At 60.9% G+C, this 17,226-nt stretch carries 16 protein-coding genes and 1 riboswitch; of the genes, 6 read left to right on the top strand and 10 right to left on the bottom strand.

The window, feature by feature from the left end; genetic code table 11:
* Positions 1-150 precede the first annotated feature (150 nt).
* A complete protein-coding gene (locus OP496_RS07540; protein WP_280562923.1) occupies positions 151-1,155 on the top strand; it encodes an NADP-dependent oxidoreductase in 1,005 nt (334 codons plus the stop codon).
* Positions 1,156-1,165: 10 nt separating this feature from the next.
* On the opposite strand, the gene hemG is transcribed toward OP496_RS07540, so the two are convergent.
* A complete protein-coding gene (hemG, locus tag OP496_RS07535) occupies positions 1,166-2,596 on the bottom strand; it encodes a protoporphyrinogen oxidase (RefSeq protein ID WP_280562922.1) in 1,431 nt (476 codons plus the stop codon).
* Positions 2,597-2,698: 102 nt separating this feature from the next.
* Positions 2,699-3,949, bottom strand: coding sequence for a dicarboxylate/amino acid:cation symporter (locus OP496_RS07530; RefSeq protein ID WP_280563132.1), 1,251 nt, complete (start codon positions 3,947-3,949; stop codon positions 2,699-2,701).
* Between the two features lie 135 nt (positions 3,950-4,084).
* Between OP496_RS07530 and OP496_RS07525 the strand changes: the two genes are divergently transcribed.
* Positions 4,085-4,858: an HAD-IIA family hydrolase gene (locus OP496_RS07525; protein WP_280562921.1), complete on the top strand. Its 774-nt coding sequence runs from the start codon at positions 4,085-4,087 to the stop codon at positions 4,856-4,858.
* A 202-nt stretch (positions 4,859-5,060) separates the two neighbouring features.
* On the opposite strand, the gene yghU is transcribed toward OP496_RS07525, so the two are convergent.
* The 3 genes from yghU to OP496_RS07510 form a co-directional block, all read right to left on the bottom strand.
* Positions 5,061-5,924 carry a glutathione-dependent disulfide-bond oxidoreductase gene (gene yghU / locus OP496_RS07520; protein ID WP_280562920.1) on the bottom strand — a complete coding sequence of 288 codons (864 nt, stop codon included), beginning with the start codon at positions 5,922-5,924 and terminating at the stop codon, positions 5,061-5,063.
* 157 nt (positions 5,925-6,081) lie between these two features.
* Positions 6,082-7,329, bottom strand: coding sequence for an AGE family epimerase/isomerase (locus OP496_RS07515; protein WP_280562919.1), 1,248 nt, complete (start codon positions 7,327-7,329; stop codon positions 6,082-6,084).
* Positions 7,330-7,372: 43 nt separating this feature from the next.
* The gene (locus OP496_RS07510; protein ID WP_280563131.1) at positions 7,373-7,720 is read right to left on the bottom strand and encodes a hypothetical protein; all 348 of its coding nucleotides are present in this window, start codon (positions 7,718-7,720) and stop codon (positions 7,373-7,375) included.
* 217 nt (positions 7,721-7,937) lie between these two features.
* Here OP496_RS07510 and OP496_RS07505 point away from each other — a divergent pair, with 217 nt between their 5' ends.
* Positions 7,938-9,194: an MFS transporter gene (locus OP496_RS07505; RefSeq protein WP_280562918.1), complete on the top strand. Its 1,257-nt coding sequence runs from the start codon at positions 7,938-7,940 to the stop codon at positions 9,192-9,194.
* 15 nt (positions 9,195-9,209) lie between these two features.
* On the opposite strand, the gene tenA is transcribed toward OP496_RS07505, so the two are convergent.
* The 3 genes from tenA to OP496_RS07490 form a co-directional block, all read right to left on the bottom strand.
* Positions 9,210-9,884 carry a thiaminase II gene (gene tenA, locus OP496_RS07500; protein ID WP_280562917.1) on the bottom strand — a complete coding sequence of 225 codons (675 nt, stop codon included), beginning with the start codon at positions 9,882-9,884 and terminating at the stop codon, positions 9,210-9,212.
* A gap of 80 nt (positions 9,885-9,964) precedes the next feature.
* Positions 9,965-10,072: riboswitch (TPP riboswitch) on the bottom strand.
* A gap of 63 nt (positions 10,073-10,135) precedes the next feature.
* Positions 10,136-10,978 carry a hydroxyethylthiazole kinase gene (gene thiM, locus OP496_RS07495; RefSeq protein WP_280562916.1) on the bottom strand — a complete coding sequence of 281 codons (843 nt, stop codon included), beginning with the start codon at positions 10,976-10,978 and terminating at the stop codon, positions 10,136-10,138.
* Between the two features lie 385 nt (positions 10,979-11,363).
* Positions 11,364-13,079 (bottom strand): mechanosensitive ion channel domain-containing protein, encoded by a 1,716-nt coding sequence (locus OP496_RS07490; RefSeq protein WP_280562915.1) that lies wholly within the window; start codon positions 13,077-13,079, stop codon positions 11,364-11,366.
* Positions 13,080-13,411: 332 nt separating this feature from the next.
* On the opposite strand from OP496_RS07490, the gene OP496_RS07485 reads away from it, so the two are divergent.
* Positions 13,412-13,840, top strand: a complete 429-nt coding sequence (locus OP496_RS07485; protein ID WP_280562914.1) for a DUF2231 domain-containing protein — start codon at positions 13,412-13,414, stop codon at positions 13,838-13,840.
* The gene (locus tag OP496_RS07480) at positions 13,837-15,267 is read left to right on the top strand and encodes a sorbosone dehydrogenase family protein (RefSeq protein WP_280562913.1); all 1,431 of its coding nucleotides are present in this window, start codon (positions 13,837-13,839) and stop codon (positions 15,265-15,267) included. Before OP496_RS07485 ends, OP496_RS07480 begins: the two co-directional genes overlap by 4 nt.
* Positions 15,268-15,332: 65 nt before the next feature.
* Here OP496_RS07480 and OP496_RS07475 read toward each other — a convergent pair whose 3' ends face one another.
* Together OP496_RS07475 and OP496_RS07470 are read right to left on the bottom strand one after the other, a co-directional pair.
* Positions 15,333-15,473 (bottom strand): DUF2256 domain-containing protein, encoded by a 141-nt coding sequence (locus tag OP496_RS07475; protein ID WP_280562912.1) that lies wholly within the window; start codon positions 15,471-15,473, stop codon positions 15,333-15,335.
* 8 nt (positions 15,474-15,481) lie between these two features.
* Positions 15,482-16,087 carry a TetR/AcrR family transcriptional regulator gene (locus OP496_RS07470; RefSeq protein ID WP_280562911.1) on the bottom strand — a complete coding sequence of 202 codons (606 nt, stop codon included), beginning with the start codon at positions 16,085-16,087 and terminating at the stop codon, positions 15,482-15,484.
* 120 nt (positions 16,088-16,207) lie between these two features.
* Here OP496_RS07470 and OP496_RS07465 point away from each other — a divergent pair, with 120 nt between their 5' ends.
* A complete protein-coding gene (locus OP496_RS07465; RefSeq protein ID WP_280562910.1) occupies positions 16,208-17,212 on the top strand; it encodes an NAD(P)-dependent oxidoreductase in 1,005 nt (334 codons plus the stop codon).
* Positions 17,213-17,226: the final 14 nt, after the last annotated feature.

Below are 17,226 nucleotides of genomic sequence, written 5' to 3'. Positions count from 1 at the left end.
CTTGATTGGCAGACATCAGTGACAGCCTATCAAAACGCTGCCATGAAATGCCCCTTGCGTCGGGTCCTCTTCATGCCCATTTCATGAATACATGCACACTCATCCAAGTGTGCAGCATTACACATGCCTGTCATTACCGCGGGAGACATCATGGAATCACGTTACTTCACCATTCATTCCCATCCTCAGGGCCTACCATCCAAAGAGTTTTTCGCGCTGGAGTCGCAGACGCTCCCCGACTTGGCAGCAGGCGAGGTTCGCGTGCAAAACCTTTGGCTGTCGGTCGACCCCTACATGCGCGGGCGAATGGACGGCGTCACGACCTATGTCCCGCCCTTCACCTTGGGCGAACCGCTTGAAGGCGCCGCCATCGGCGAGATACTCGAATCGCGCGACGAACGCTTCGCCCCCGGCGACCGTGTCGTCCATATGGGCGGCTGGCGTGATATCGCGCAGCTTTCCGGCGACAGCCTGCAGGCATTGCCCGATCTCGACGTGCCACCGCAGACCTTCCTCGGCGTGCTCGGCATGCCAGGCATGACCGCCTGGACCGGGCTCAACCGCATTGCCCAGCTCAAGGAAGGCGAGCGCGTACTGGTTAGCGCGGCGAGCGGTGCCGTCGGTTCGCTGGCCGTGCAGTTGGCCAAGGCCAAGGGCTGCCATGTCGTGGGAATCGCCGGCGCGCCGGAAAAACTCGAGTGGCTGGAATCGCTCGGCGTGAGCGCGGTCAGCTATCGCGGTAAAGATGCGCAACAGCTCAGCGCCGATCTCAAGGCCGCCAGCCCCGATGGGTTCGATGTCTACTATGAAAACGTCGGCGGCGATTGTCTCGAAGCCGCGCTCGACAACATTCGCGTCGGCGCGCGCATCGCAGTATGTGGCTTGATCGACACCTATAACGCAGAGACACCCACGCCCGGCCCCAGCAACATGTCCCGAGTACTGATCCGCCGCGCGCGGATGGAAGGCTTCATCATCCTCGACGCCGAAAATTGGGAACACTACCCCGAGTTTCTGCAAGAGATCGGCCCACTCGTCACGCGTGGCGAGATCGACTACCGGGAAACCATCGAAGAAGGCCTCGAACGCACGCCCGACGCCTTCCTCAAGCTCTTCGAAGGCGGCAACACCGGCAAGATGCTCGTCCGGCTGTAACTATCCGCGTTTAAACCCCACCCAACGTCTCGGCGATCCGCTCGCCGAGGCATCGTCCGTTCTCCAGGCAATCCCCCACCGCGATACCATCGCGCCAGTTGCCCATCAGCGAGAGCCCCGAATGACGCTCGAGTGCTGTCTCGAGGGCGGCGATACGTTCTAGATGCCCCAGTTCATATTGCGGAATCGCCTGCGGCCAGCGACTCACGCTCTGCCATACAGGGTCGCCGCTAATCCCCAGCAGATCACGGAGATCGTCGACGACCTGCGCCACCTGGGCATCGTCATCGCTGGTGGCAGCCTCGGGCTGGCGACGGCCACCGAGAAACGCGGTGAGCAATACATGCTCGGAAGGCGCGCGCCCGGGAAAAAGCGTCGAGGAAAATAGTGCGCCCAGGGTCTGGCGATGCTCGACACCAGGAATCAGCATGCCGAAACCATCCAGTGGATGAGCGATATCGGCACGACGAAAGCCTACCGACACGGCGTTGACCGGCGGATAAGCGATCGCCTCGAGAGGCGCGGCCAAGTCCGGATCGAGCGGTGCCAGTAGCGCGCCAGCCGTAGGCGCCGGCACTGCCAACACCAGCTCTCGCGCACGAAAATCCTGCCCCGATGCCGTCTTCACACGCCAGTATTCACCCTCGCGATACACGGCGCTCACCTCGCACTCGCAGTGGATCGACGCGTCGGGCTGCGCGGTGATGTCCTCGGCCAGACGCTCGGCGAGGCGCTGCAGACCACCCGGAAAGCTTACCAACTGGCCACGCCACTCACGCGGCAAGGAAGGCGGCGCGCGCCGTGCCTGACGCAATCGTACCAGTCCCCCGCGAACCAGCGAGCCATACTCGCGCTCCAATGCCACCAATCGAGGCATCGCCGCCTGCGCCGAGAGCCGCTCGGGATCGCCGGCGTAGACGCCGGACACGAACGGATCGACCAGGTGATCGAGCGCACGGCGTCCCAGGCGCCGCGTGACGAAATCGGCCAGGCTTTCCTCAACCTGCGGCGCACGCCGTTGGAACGGTTCGCACAGCAACGCACCCACTCCACGCGGGCCGATCAGCGAATTGACCGGCGCCTTGAGCCAATGGGATGGAAGCGCCACCGGTGCTCCCCGATAGGCAATGTAACGTCGCCGCGCGCTCGGGTTAGCGGGCTGCGCCTCGTCGAGCAGGCCGAGCTCATCGAGCAACGCATGCAGCGGCGGTTTCATCACCAGGGTGTTAGGCCCCTGCTCAATCTGCCAATCACCATCGCGGTGGGTGCGCAGATTACCGCCGACTTGCGGCGTGCGTTCCAGCAAGGCCACGCGCAGCCCACGCCGGGCTGCCGCGCGTGCGGCCGTCAAGCCACTGGCCCCGCCACCGACGACGGCCACGTCGTGTGTCTCGGGATCGGTATGCCGATCCGCCGCGTCGGGTTGTGCTTCACACTGCATGACATCTCCCGTGACAGGGTGCGCCGGCGCGTACCATCCGGTCAGGCGCGGCGGGGGCATTCAGGTGCCCAGCATAGCGGGCAATGCCATCGCCACGCGCTTTCACGAGCGCGACGCATCGACGCATGCGTCGCGCTGTTCGTCTTCTTCGCTGCGAGCGATGATCGAAGCGCCGACCATGTCGCCGGTCACATTGAGCGCCGTACAACCCATGCCCACCAAGGCATCGATGGCGGTCAGCAACGCCACCGTCTCGATGGGTAGGCCCACCTGTGCGAACACCGTGGCGATCATGATGATGCCTGCGCCCGGTACACCCGCTGTACCGATGGACACCAGCGTGCCAATCAGCACGATTTCCAGCATGCTGGAAAAATCCAGCGGCGCGCCGATCACGTTGGCCGCGAACACCGCAGAAATCGCGATGCGAATCGCCGCGCCATCCATGTTGATGGTCGCTCCCAACGGCAGGCTGAAGCCGTAGGTGCTCCGTGACAGCCCCATGCGCCGCGCGGCGTCCAGTGTCAGGGGCAACGTGCCGGCACTACTCTGGGTCGCGAAGGCGGTCGCCATCGGCGTGCGCGCCTCACGGAAAAACCGCCGCAGCTTGACGCCAAAGGCCCCCATCAAGACGCAATAGAGCAGCAGATGCACGCCCAGCGCGATATAAAGCACCAGTACCATGTCGCCCAGCGACAGCAATGTCTCCATCCCTTGCTCGGCCACCGTACCGGCAACGATGGCGAACACGCCGATCGGCACATAATGCAGCACGCCCGACATCACCTTGAGCGTAAGCTCGTTGAGCGCCTCGATCACACGGTAGAGTTGCTCGGCCAGCGCTCCGTGCGACTCCGACGTGCGCAGCTTCAACAGGGCGATACCGAAGACGATGGCGGTAAAGATGATCCCCAGCAGGTTCAACTCGGCGAATGCTCCGATGATGTTATCCGGCACCACACCAAGCAGCACCTGAGCGATACCGGGATTTTCCGGCACCGAGACCTCGGCGCTACTATCCAGCGTCATCCCGCTGCCCGGGGAAAAAAGCGAGGCTACCGTCAGCCCCACGGCAATCGCCAGCGCCGAAGTGCCGACATAGTAGACGAACACCTTGCGCCCGACACGGCCCATACTGCCGGCGCTGCCTTGATTGATGCCCACCATCAGCGTGAACAACACGATGGGCACGATCAGAAACTTCAACAGCCGCAGTAACAAATCCCCCAGAGGCGCCAGCCAATCCGCGACATCCTGGCCGCCGACCAGACCCACGATGACGCCGAGCACCAGCGCAATCGTGACCCGCAGGATCAACGAGCTCTTCGTATAGGCCTGCCACAATGCTTTCACCGCTTCCTCTCCTTCTCGTTTGGTCGACACCGTATTTTCGCCTCGTGCCAGGCAAAATGCCCGATGCGAAGGCTGCGGCGGCGCTACATTACCATTATGCTGGTCGCATCGATTCAGCAACAGGACACAAAAGCGATGAGCGAACGCGCGATCGACTGCTGGTTAACGGACATGGATGGCGTACTGATCGGCGAAGACCGGGCCCTGCCCGGTGCGGTCGAGCTGATCGATCAATGGCGCGCCAACGGCACGCCTTTTCTCGTGCTCACCAATAACTCCATCTACACGCCGCGCGATCTCAGCGCCCGGCTGACGCGCCTGGGTATCGATGTCCCCGAAGACCGGCTGTGGACATCCGCCCTGGCGACTGCAGCCTTCCTGCGCGACCAGGCACCCGGCGGCTCAGCTTTCGTGATCGGCGAAGCCGGCCTGACCACGGCCCTTCATGAAGCGGGCTTCGTGATGACCGATATCGCGCCCGACTTCGTGGTACTCGGCGAAACGCGCAGCTATTCGTTCGAAGCGATTACCCGCGCGATCCGTCTGATCAACGGCGGCGCGCGTTTTATCGCCACCAACCCCGATGTCACCGGCCCCAGCCCCGAAGGGCCGTTGCCCGCCACCGGGGCGATTGCAGCCTTGATCACCGCCGCTACCAAGCGCGAGCCTTACTACGTCGGCAAACCCAACCCTATGATGTTTCGCTCAGCCATGAACAAACTCGGCACGCATTCCGAGCGTACCGGCATGATCGGCGACCGCATGGATACCGACGTCATCGCCGGCATCGAGGCCGGCCTGCACACGGTGCTGGTGATGAGCGGCATCGCCACGCAGGAGGAAATCGAACGCTACCCCTTCCGCCCCCGCGAAGTACTCAACTCGGTTGCGGAACTGCTAGAGAAGTAGCGCTCGTTAACGACGCGAGCGTTATGCCTAAGCTCTTCTGAAAAGTCGGCGAGCGATAGCCAGACAAGGCAAAAATTGGCGAAAAAACGGACTGGGCTCGCACGCGAGTTTACGAGGTGTAAATGAGTATTTTGATCGGACTCGCGCCCGAGCCAAATTTTTAACGCCGTATGGCTGAGCGCAGACACTTGTCAGGCAGAGCTTAACGCTTGTCCTCGGTCCGAGTCTCGAAATCACGAACATCGTGGCGCTCGTGGAGCTGGAGTTCCGGCTCCCCGAAGGTGCGATTGACCATCCGCCCACGCAGCACTGCGGGGCGCGCGTCGATTTCCTCGGCCCAGCGCACTACATGGGTGTATTCCTGCACTTGTAGGAACTCGGCAGCATCGTAGAGACGCCCCAGCACCAACTGCCCATACCATGCCCAAGTGGCGATATCGGCGATGCTGTACGCGTCGCCCGCCAGATAGCGGTTCTCCGCCAGGTGACGATTCAACACATCGAGCTGACGCTTGGCCTCCATCGCATAGCGGTCAATGGCGTACTCGAGCTTGACCGGCGCATAGCTGTAGAAATGCCCGAAGCCGCCGCCCAGAAATGGCGCACTGCCCATCTGCCAAAATAGCCAGTTGAGCGCCTCGGTGCGCGCCACATGCTCCTTGGGCAGGAACTCTCCGAACTTTTCGGCGAGATACAGCAGGATCGAGCCGGATTCGAACACACGTATCGGCGTGTCGCTGCTGTGGTCCATTAGCGCCGGAATCTTCGAATTGGGGTTGGCCTCGACGAAGCCGCTACCGAACTGATCACCCTCCCCGATGTTGATCAACCATGCATCGTATTCGGCACCCTGATGGCCCAGCGCCAGCAGCTCCTCGAACATGATCCCCGCCTTGACGCCATTGGGCGTGGCCAGCGAGTAAAGCTGGAACGGATGCTCGCCCACCGGCAGCTCTTTCTCGTGGGTCGACCCCGCGATCGGGCGGTTGATGCTGGCGAACTTGCCGCCGCTTTCGCTCTTCCAGGTCCACACACGGGGTGGGGTGTACTCGGTTTCTTGGCTCATGAAGCCTCCTGGTCTGTGCGTCGGATCACGCCTCACCAAGCGGCGGGACGTATCCAGTCGCCTGAAAAGGTAGTCTGATAATCCTTGGGACGCGAGACGAGTGGTTCAAGCCGGCAGGCGCACGCATGTGCTAGCCGGCCAAAAGCACAAGACGCTTTTACAAGCGCTCGACCGCCACGGCCAACGCGGGCGCCAGCGGTAGACGCGGCAGCAAGGTGGCTTGATAGGCGTGATAAAGGTCGGGTTTGACGTCGCCCTGCTCCGGGTCGATGGCGAGGCGATGATCCAGTTCCTGGTACCAGCCGCCACGCGCCCGATCGATGAAAGTCGTGTCGATGAAGTCCCACACATGGCGATACCAGTGCTCGTAGTGCGCCTCGCCGGTGCGCTGCAGCAACGCACCGGCAGCTGCCAGCGCTTCGGCATGTGTCCAGTGGCGCCGCCGCCGGGAACTGGGCTGGCCCTGCCAATCCACGGTGTACACCAACCCGGGCGCGCCGTCGCTGGCCCAGCCATCACGTAGGCTTGCCTCGAACAGTGCGGCGGCGTCCACGAACAACCAGGCAGGCGCCTCACAGTCACGTGCTTGAAGCGCCGCCTCCAGGTGCAGCATCAGCCGCGACCATTCAAAGCCATGTCCCGGCGTCGCGCCATACGGGTAGAAATCGTGATGCGGCTGCTCGGCGTTGTACGTCGGCCATTCGGACCAGTCGCCATGAAAGTGTTCGAGTATGCGATGGTCGCGCGGCGCCGCGTGTTGATGGATCAAGCGCTCGACGACAGCCAGCGCCCGATCCAGCCAATGCGGCTCATCGCGCACATCGGCCAACGCCAGGCATAGCTCCACGCCATGCATGTTGCTGTTGCCGCCACGATAGTCCGCCAGCTCACGCCAGCCTTGTGTGTAGCTCTCGACGAAGGCCTGCTCCGCTGGCGACCAGAAGCGCGTCTCGATGACCTCGACCACTTCATCGAGCAGCCGCGCCGCACCGGGGATGCCCGCCTGGGTCGCTGTCGCGGCCCCTAGGGCGACGAAGTGATGCAAATAGCACTGCTTGGTGCGATCCTCCGTCGAAGCGGGATCGCTCGCCAGCCAGCCGCCGTCCTGCTCGTCGCGCAGCAATCCGCTCAAGGCACGTATGGCATGCTCGGCCAGCGACGCCGCGCCCGGCACGCCCTGCATCGCCGCCAATCCATAGCTATGCGCCATGCGACCGGTGATCATCGTATCGGCGCCGGCACCTTCAGGAATCCGCCCATCACCGTCCAGCGGCGCAAAACCGCCGCTCGGCAGGCGTGCCTGACGATGGAAATCGAGCAGCTTCAAGCCCTCTCGCGTCAGCCAATAGTGATGCGTCTCGGTTTCCAGCCAGCGCCGTGATAGTGCGTGATTGTGATCTGTCATGTCGTACACGCCTTGAGTTCTGGATAAGTAAAGCCAACGGAATTCACTTATGCGTCGCCAGCACGCGCTGATATTCCTCCCGCCACGCCTGAGCATGCAAGGAGTTATCGGCGGGAAAACGCCCCAGTTCGACGGCTAGCTCGAAGAAGCCGCGTGCTGGCATGTGAGGCGCGCGGCGGCTGACGACCAGCGCCGCGATGAAAGGTCGGGCCTGTGCGGCATCTTCGCGCATCGTATCTTCCAACGCCTGAGCGACACGCTGGATGGTGCGCGGCGGCTGCAGGCCAAGCGTGTCGGCAACGTCCTGGTAGGTCATCGGCAACTTCTCTCGCGGCGCTGCTTCAAGCGTTTCGCGTACGGCGGCGGCAGGCGCTAGCGGACTATCGGACATGGGCTGGCTCAGGCACTCGGGGGTGAATGGTTTAACTTCGCGAATATCGAATCGGGGCGTTTCCACCATGGTCTGAATCATGCGTGAGGCCAGGCCGTGGTACAACGGCCATTAAAGGATTAAAACCGCCAACCGATCTTTCCAACTGATCCGAGATGTTCATGCACTGCAACTCGACTTATAGCGCTTACGTCATCGACCAACCACCACGCACGAAATGAGCGATACCCGCCTCTTTCGCTCGCTACGTTTTTACAATTACCGAGTGTGGGCCATCGGCGCCCTGGTCTCCAATATCGGCACCTGGATGCAGCGCATCGCTCAGGACTGGCTGGTTCTGACCGTACTCACCGACCACGATGCCAGCGCCGTAGGCATCACCATCGCCTTACAGTTCGGCCCACAGTTGCTGCTGCTTCCTCTGACCGGCTATGCCGCCGACCATTTCGACCGCCGCCGACTGATCCTTCTCACTCAGGCATTGCTTGGGTTAATGGCAGTAGGGCTGGGGCTGGTTACTCTCACCGGCGTGGTGACACTTTGGCAGGTCTATGCCTTCGCCCTGGGGCTTGGCTGTGTCACGGCCTTCGATGCCCCCGCACGACAGACCTTCGTCAACGATCTGGTCGGCGAAAAGCATCTTTCCAACGCGGTGGCCCTCAACTCGACCTCCTTCAATGCCGCACGGATGATCGGTCCCGCCGTTGCCGGGCTGTTGATCGCCGCCGTCGGCAGCGGTTGGGTTTTCATGATCAACGCGGCTTCTTTCGCCGCCGTGCTCGGGTCGCTATGTTTACTACGGCGCGAGGAACTGCTCCCCGTCACCCGGCCAAGACATAATGCCGGCGGACTGACGGAAGGCTTCCGTTATGTCTGGCAGCGCCCCGAGTTGAAAGCCATCTTGCTGATGCTCTTCATGATCGGCACCTTCGGCTTCAACTTCGCGGTCTATATTTCCACCATGTCGGTGCGCGTCTTCCATGGCGAGGCGGGGCAGTACGGCCTGCTGACCTCATCCTTGGCCGTCGGCTCGGTCGCGGGTGCACTATTGGCAGCCAAGCGCGAGCGCCCGCAGATACGGCTGTTGTGCTTCTCCACTTTGGGATTCGGTGTCTGCTGCGGTCTGGCGGCGCTCGCTCCCAACGAATATCTCTTCGCCGCCGCCCTGATGCTGACGGGTCTGGCCGCGCTGACCTTCATGACCGCCTCCAATGCGCTGATTCAGCTCTCGACGACGCCGATGATGCGTGGCCGCGTAATGGCCTTGCGCATGGCGATCACCATGGGGGGCACCCCTCTCGGCGCCCCCATCGTCGGCTGGCTGGCCGATCACGCCGGACCACGCTGGGCGATGAGCGTCGGGGCCAGTGCCGGCGTCATGGCCGCCCTGATCGGAGCACGCTTGCTGGTTCAACAGCGTCGAGGACGCTTGTATCCTTGGCCACAGGGGCCCCATCGCCAAAGCAAGTCGTGAAGGGAGCCGATCTCGCTATTGACTGCGAGATTGCCAGTCGATCCCCATTTGCCAAAAGTCGATCTCCAGGCGGGTCGCATCTCGAAAAACTCCCACGAGTTCTTCAAAGCGCTGTTCAGTCACGCCGGACAACCGTTCGTTCAGCCATTCGATTTCGCTGTGCATAGCGCTCTGGAACTCTCGACTTTCGTACATGGCGATCCAGGCATCGTAGGGGTTGGCGGCGCGTACCGTTGTCGGCTCGCTGTTGAGAACATTGGCGATTTCGCCGTAGCCCACCAGGCACGGGGCAAGCGCCACATGCATATCGAGTAAATCGCCCCGATTACCGGTATCGAGCACGTAACGTGTATAGGCTATGGTGGCCCGATCTTCTGATAACCGAGCCAGTTCATGATCGGTGACCCCCCATTCCCGGCAATAGTCGACATGCAGCGTCAGCTCGGTATCGATGATGGCCTTGAGACCGTCAAAGGCTTGGCGCAAATCCGCCATATTACGGCTTTTATAGATCGCCAGCGCATACGCTCGCGCGAAATTCTGAAGGAACAGGTAATCCTGCTGGAGATAATAGCGAAATGCGCCCGGCTCGAGCGTACCGGCGCCTAGTCGGCGCACGAAATCGTGCTGGATATAAGCCTGCCAGTCAGTCGCGCACGCGTTTTTTAGATCGTTGAAGCTATAGCCCATGATTGTCTCCGGTCGTTACCAAGCAAGATCCGGAGACCACGAGGGACAGGCAGATGTGTTGTCATAAGCCCGCTTGATTCCCTACGCCAGTACCCGCCTGCATACGCAAGCATTCGCCGGATCAGGTTCAACGGGTCGATGCGCTATGCATCTCTCAGCCGGATCGCCCGGCACCCCGTCAAGCACGGTCAATACATTAGCCAACCGATGGCCGTTTCTTCAACAGCTGCGCTGAGCTTGCTGTTCGCTGTTTACAAAAAGCGATGGTGTGATGCGGAGGTTAAAGCTTTAATTATTTCGTCCTCCCCGACATGGAGGCCATCGGCGTCGAGTGCATAAAGCGCATCGACAAAATTCACTATGAAAGAACCGGGGCCGCTGACTTCCTTTGCTGCATCGATCCCAGCAACGGCAAACGTGGTCAGGGCAGCAACGGTGGCATCGAATGGTGCATCCGGTGCAACAGCAGTAAAAGCACCGACAACACAAGTCAATGCACATCCCATGGCCGTTACCCTAGACATCCAGAATGAGCCGCCGGCAATACGTACCGCGCGCGTGCCATCGGTCACAAAATCTGTTGCGCCTGTCACGGCGACGATAGCATCTTGCGCCTTTGCGAGGGCTCTGGCGCCCTCTTCGGCTCGCTCGACCGAATCGCCGCTATCGACGCCCTGTCCAGCACTATGTCCGTCGCCAAGCGATATGATCTCGGAGGCATTGCCGCGAATCACGGTCGGCCGCAATGCAAGCAGATCAGCGACGGCCTGCCGTCGGAAGGCCGTCGCAAAATGCGCAACCGGATCGAGTATCCAGGGAACAGCGGCCTGATTGGCGCTTTGTGCGGCGACTTTCATGCCCTCTAACGAAGTGGGCGACAACGTGCCGATATTGATAGTGAGTGCCCCCGCATTCGCGGCAAACTCACCGGATTCTTCAGGCGCATGAACCATGGCGGGGGAAGCTCCTGCCGCCAGTAGCACATTAGCCGAAAAATTCACCGCCACATGATTGGTGATGCATTGGACGAGTGGCGTCGCCTCTCTCATGCTGGCTAAAAGCAGTGAAGGTACCAGCTTGGTATAGTCGGTCATTTTCGAGCGTCAGTGTTCAGGTTTGATCTAAGTGCTTGATAATACGTTTTCGTGCATCTCTGTCGGCTCAACAGGACCTCCTTGATGCCTTCAGTATAGATCCTTGGGGGGTCTACGAAATCCAAGGCGTTGCGGGATTAGCCAGCGAGCACCCCGCGTGCAAAATTTCTGGACTTTATCACCGTGCTTTATGCAGCGCGTTTCGCTGCCGGTGGAACGCGATCACATCGGCACGATCCAGTTATTTCGAAATTACCGCTCAGTAATTATAGGGCTGAAAGTCACGATATATGGCACTAGAATTACCGAACGGTAATTCTAGACTTGGCACACACATGGCTGACCTCACCCCACTCAAAGCGCTCAGCACCGTGGCGAGTCTTCATCAAGAAGTCCCATCGCCGTGACCAGACGCACGCCCCGACCTTTCACCGAGCGCCACATCATGTTCGCTGATAGCCGTCACCTCACGCGGCCACCACTCGGGGTGGTTGTCCCGAATGAAGGCCATCAATTTCTCCCGCACATTCATTTCAGCGACCCAGCCGGCGAAAGGATCCGACGTCATCAGGTAGCAAACGACCGTCTGCGCCCTCTCTGTCTGCCCCGTCACGTAACAAGAAAGCTTGTGGTGTTCGATGACGTTATCTTCTTCCTGAGCGTAATCCAGAAACTTCTCCCTGAGGCATTGAATATCAGCGCTCAAGTGGAGAATCAGTTCCAGGCTTCTGAACTCCTTGGTACTCTTGACCGACAGGTTTTCGAAGGGCCTGGAGACGAAGTACGTGACCGGCACGATCAAGCGCCGGTCGTTCCAGACCCTCAAGCGAATGTAGGTATAGAAAATACCCTCCACATAGCACCATTGGTCTTCGAAGACCACCAGGTCGCCGATGCGTATGGGCTTGGCCAACGAGAGCTGAAACGAAGAAAGTATATTGCCGAGTACAGTCTGGCCGGCAATACCCACCAGCACCGCCAAGACACTGGCCGACGCCATCAGGGATAGCCCCAGCGTTTCGAATAGCTGGATCTGACTCAGTACATAGATCGAAACAGCGGTGACCGTGATCAGGATGATGATGCGTCGCAACGCGTAGAGTGTCGTCAGGAACTTACGTGCGTCCTGGGGCTTGGTGTCATCGATCTGCCCCATGAGATGCCGGGTTATATTCAGCATGAGGGTATCGACGAGACGTAGCGCGATCGTACCGCCACCCCAGGCCAGAATGGCGATCAACAGCACCCGGAAGGACGTCGTCGCCACGGCCGAGAAAGACACCGCATAGTCGAGCAACGCTTGGGTGACTAATGACATGACGACGAGTGCTACAGGCACCTTGATTCGACCGGCGAAGATGCTTGGCGCGCCGGAAGGCAACCAGCGTGTTGTCACCCCGACCAGATGATGGACCCACCGCCCCATCAGACCCACCAGCAACAGAAAAACCGGAATGGCGATCCACTCCCAGATTCTGAGCACCCCAAACGAGGCCTTGAAGCGCTCGGGGATATAAGCCTCAAACATCAAGGGGCCGTATTCCTCGTAAAGCAGCGGCACCGACGACACACTATCCGGCATGATTAACCAGACTGGCGCCTCATCGCCTACTCGATATCGGCCCAGACGGATGTCATAGGTTTCACCCTGGGCCGTGAGCGATGCCAGTTTGAGATTCCGTCGAGGCTCTCCTGCCTGAGGATGCTGGCCCGTGGAATCCTCGATGGCGGCATCCTGGCGCCCAGGGAGGCCGGAAATATTAATCCATTCGCCACGTTTGAGAACCTCGGCCAGTTGCCTGGCCAACTGGCCCCCTCGTTCTCGCTGCTCCGTCGGGGTCAGCTCGGAGAGATCGAGGATATGCGCAGCCGCCGCGAAGTCCTCATTCTCGGTCAGTGTCAAAAAGCTACGAATCGCCTCCCGTGGCGTCATGCGTTTGACCGCCTTGGGAACCTCGCCCAGCCCCGCGTTTAGCGAATCGACGGAGAACCAGCGCGTATCACCGCTTTCGTCGTCCGGCGTTTGCGCCATACATAGGCTGGAAAAGATGAAAGCTACTGCAGCCACCAGCCACAGTCGCCATACGCCATGTTTCTTCATACGTCCCTTACCGATTCAGTGAGCCATCCATGCATTCCACCTGCACTGGCTCGATCCCGACCCAGCCGAGCCTTGATCCATAAAAAGCCACCAAGTTCGTGGTTGCTTGCAGTACAGCCCACCGGCAAATGCCGCGTCCAGTCTTCATTGTCCGGCGTCCCGTTTCGGGATTGAACCAGCGTGTCATGGGCGAGCAAGGAGAACCGACGGAACGTCTATTTTGATGGGGCCTGAATGAGCAGACTACACTGCAGCCGAAGACATCTTACGCCCGTCATTAGCCCAGCCGTGCCGACGAGTTGCCTTCCATTGATCCGCAAAAGGAGTTTGCCGTGATTGCCACCGCCGAACGACCGGTCCGCTTCGGGCCGAACCCACTTCATGGAATGTTGCTTGCGGGCGCCTTCCCTCTCTTCCTGGGCGCCGCGTTGAGCGACTACGCCTATTCCAACACTTACCAAATCCAGTGGAGTCACTTCGCCTCCTGGCTGATCGCCGGTGGCCTGGTGTTCTGCGGCCTGGCGCTGATCTGCGCACTGATTGGGGTATTCCGCCCCGCCAACAGTCGCGGCCTTGCCATCCTATACTTTCTGCTATTGCTGGTGACCTGGATCCTTGCCTTCGTCAATACGCTGGTTCACGCCAGGGATGCCTGGGCGATGATGCCGACGGGCTTGATGCTCTCCGTCATCATTGCCGTGCTCTCCTTCGTCGCTATCTGGCTCGGGTTCACCAGCCGCAAGAGCGGAGGTCAGTCATGAAGTTCGCACACAAGTACGCTGGCATGCGTTATGCCGCACCGCTCTCGATCCTGCTGCTCGCCGGTGGCGCCTACGCCGCCGATTCGGGCCAGCAGTACGGCCCTAACCCGGAGCTTCCCGAGCCACAGCGAGGCCTTCTGCCCAACATGACGGTGCCCGAGCAGGCACAGTGGGGCGACATGAAACCCACGGTGCCCGATGGCTACACGATCACTGCCATCGCCACCGATCTAAAAGTTCCACGCCAGACGCTGGTGCTGCCAAATGGCGACATTCTGGTGGCGGAAGGCAAAGGCGGCGGTAACGCGCCCAAATCGCGACCGAAAGATTTCATCGCTGGCTTGATCCAGTCGCAAGGTACCACCTCGGTTTCCGGCGGCGATCGCCTGACGCTACTGCGCGATGAAGACGGTGACGGCACCTACGAAGAACAAAGCGTCTTCGCCGAAAACCTCAACGCGCCCTACGGCCTCGCCCTGGTGGACGACGATCTCTACGTGGCCAATCAAGACGCGCTCGTTCGCTTCGACTATCAAGAAGGTCAGACCGAAGCCAGCGGCCCACCGGAGGTGATCACACCGCTGCCCTCGAAGATCAATCACCACTGGACCAAATCACTGACCGCCAGCGCGGACGGCGAATCTCTCTACGTCGGCATCGGTTCCAACAGCAACATCACCGAGCGCGGCATGGCGGCGGAAGTCGACCGCGCGGAAATCTGGGAGATCGACCCAGAAACCGGCGCACACAGCGCCTATGCCACCGGCGTGCGCAACCCGACTGCACTGACGATTCAGCCGGGCACGGATGACCTCTGGGCCGTCGCCAACGAGCGCGACGAACTTGGGCCGCATCTGGTGCCGGACTATTTGACGTCCATTCAGGACGGCGGCTTCTACGGCTGGCCCTACAGCTACTGGGGGCAACACGTCGACCCGCGTGTGAAGCCGGAGAATCCAGAGCTGGTGGAGTCGGCAATCTCCCCCGACTACAGCCTCGGCTCCCACCGGGCCCCGCTGGGCGTCGACTTCTCCAACGCGGCAGTGGGCGAGCAGTTCGCCAACGGCGCCTTCGTCGGCGAACACGGCAGTTGGAACCGCGCCGACCCCGTTGGCTATCAGGTCGTCTTCATCCCATTCGAGGATGGGCAGCCTGCTGGCGACCCCGTCGATTTCGTCTCCGGCTTTCTGACCGATAACGGCAAGACACGTGGCCGCCCCGTCGGCGTCACCGTCAGCCCGGATGGCTCGGTGATCATCGCCGACGACATGACCAATGCGATCTGGCGAGTGACGCGAGATGATGCGAACGCACAGCCCGCAGAAAGCAACGCGTCAGAGGGCGAGTCGGCACCACCCAACGAGGCATCCACAACGCCTGAAGACGAGCACGAGATGCCCGAGGACGGATACGCCGGGGAGGGATGAACGCCTCGCCTGTTCATAATGAAGTAACGCCATACTGCATCGGCGCGCCAACCGAGTGGCTCGCATCACCCCTTCTTCTCGCGGCGACACCGCGCCGAGCAGTAGACGACATTCTCCCAGTCCCGCGCCCACTTCTTGCGCCAGGCAAAGGGGCGCTGGCACACCGGGCAGATCTTGGTGGGGAGGTGAGGTTTGCGATGCGGCATCAAGGCGTCTACCGAAGCCCACCACATATCAACGAGGCGAATGCTTTTACCGCTTCGTCTTCACTGCAATGGCCGCGCACCATCGCCGCCGAGAGTGCGTCACCCGCACCGACCAAGCCGACACAGCGGCGTTCGAGTTCAGTAACCTCAAACGTACAATAGGGCTTCAACACAGCCGCGAAAAGCTGGATGTAGCCATCGAGCAATTCCTGATAGACCGCCTCCTTCTCTTCGCTTCCCGTCAGCGCGGCGCCAATGGCATGCCATTCGCCACTGGTGTCGGCATGACAGTGCACGTGGGCGGCCGCGAGCAGTGACGCGATTTCCTCGAAGCTACGGCCCTCGGTCGTCAGCGTTTCGCGAAGCGCCTCCGATTGCTGGCGATCGATCAGCCTGTATAGCGCGATCAGAAGTTGCGAGCGCGTTCCGAAATGATCGTAAGCGACCGGCTTGGAGACGCCAGCACACGCTGCCAGATAGCCCAACGTCAGTCGATCCGCGCCCTCTTCCCGCACGATCTGCAACGCCGTATCGAGTAATTGACGCCGCCTCTCGGGCCCGGTGAGCCGCCGGATTCTCGCTTTCTCTCCTGTCTCGTCTGCGTTGCGCTTCACGTTCTCTCCTCTCTCTTCCAACTCTTCCAGGCTCTCCGGCAAATTGAAAACCTACCACGAGTAAGTTATGGTTCAAAAACCTACCTTTAGTAGGTTAACTCTCGATCTGGAGAAACAAGCATGACACTCGACCCCATCCTGCTCATTGGAGGCGCCGGTATCGTCGGCCGCCAGGCGGCACGTTTTCTACGTGAAATGTATCCGGAACTTCCTCTGCTGATCGGCGGACGCGATCTCGCCAGAGCCCAGCAAGCGGCCGCCGGTATCGGCAACGCCGAAGGCGTGGCGGTGGACCTCACCGCACAAGATCTCGACCTCGGCGAACGCCCGGTCAGCGCCATCGCGATTTTTTTCACCGACACCACTACTGCCGCGCTTCAATTCGCGCAACGTCGGGGCGTGCCCTATCTCAGCGTATCCCCCGCCATGACCGAGGTTGGCCCCGAAATCGCCGCCCATATGCACCGACCAAACGCGTCCGCAGTGGTGCTTGGCACCGAATGGCTGGTGGGAGCGACGACGATTCCCGCGCTCGAGTTCGCCAAGACATTCCATCGCATCGACACGCTTCGCATCGGCGCCTTGCTGGACGAGCAGGACGAAGGCGGTCCAGCTTCCTACGACGACCTGGAACGTCAGACGCAGGCCCTTCCCGCCGTCCAGGTACGTCGCAACGGTGCCTGGGTCTGGCGCAGCGGCGACGCTCTCGAGACCAGCTTCCGCGCAGCCGATGGGACGATGCTGCAAGCGACCGGGCTATCGCCTCACGATGTGTTCGGCCTCGCCACCGTGACCGGTGCATCCAACGTCGAATTCAACCTGGCCATTGGTGTCAGCTCGAGCCGCCGCCGTGGCGAGCCGATGTCGACCGAGATCATCATCGAACTTGAGGGCGAGGATCAGGCAGCGCAGCCGCTACGCTCACGCCACGCGGTGATTCATCCCGAAGGGCAGATGCCGCTGACAGGGCTCGGGATTGCGCTACTCCTCGAAAGGCTCATTGGTCTCGACGGCAAACCGGCGGTTCGCGCGGGGCTCTACTTTCCATATCAACTGCTGGACCCCGCGGTCTACTTTGAGCGCTTCGCATGGACTGGCGGGAAAATTTCAGCGCTAAAACCTTAAAGCTTCTTGCAAAC

The sequence above is a fragment of the Chromohalobacter sp. 48-RD10 genome (genome assembly GCF_029889785.1).
Classification (GTDB): domain Bacteria; phylum Pseudomonadota; class Gammaproteobacteria; order Pseudomonadales; family Halomonadaceae; genus Chromohalobacter.
This window is presented reverse-complemented; position numbering and strand designations above follow the sequence as displayed.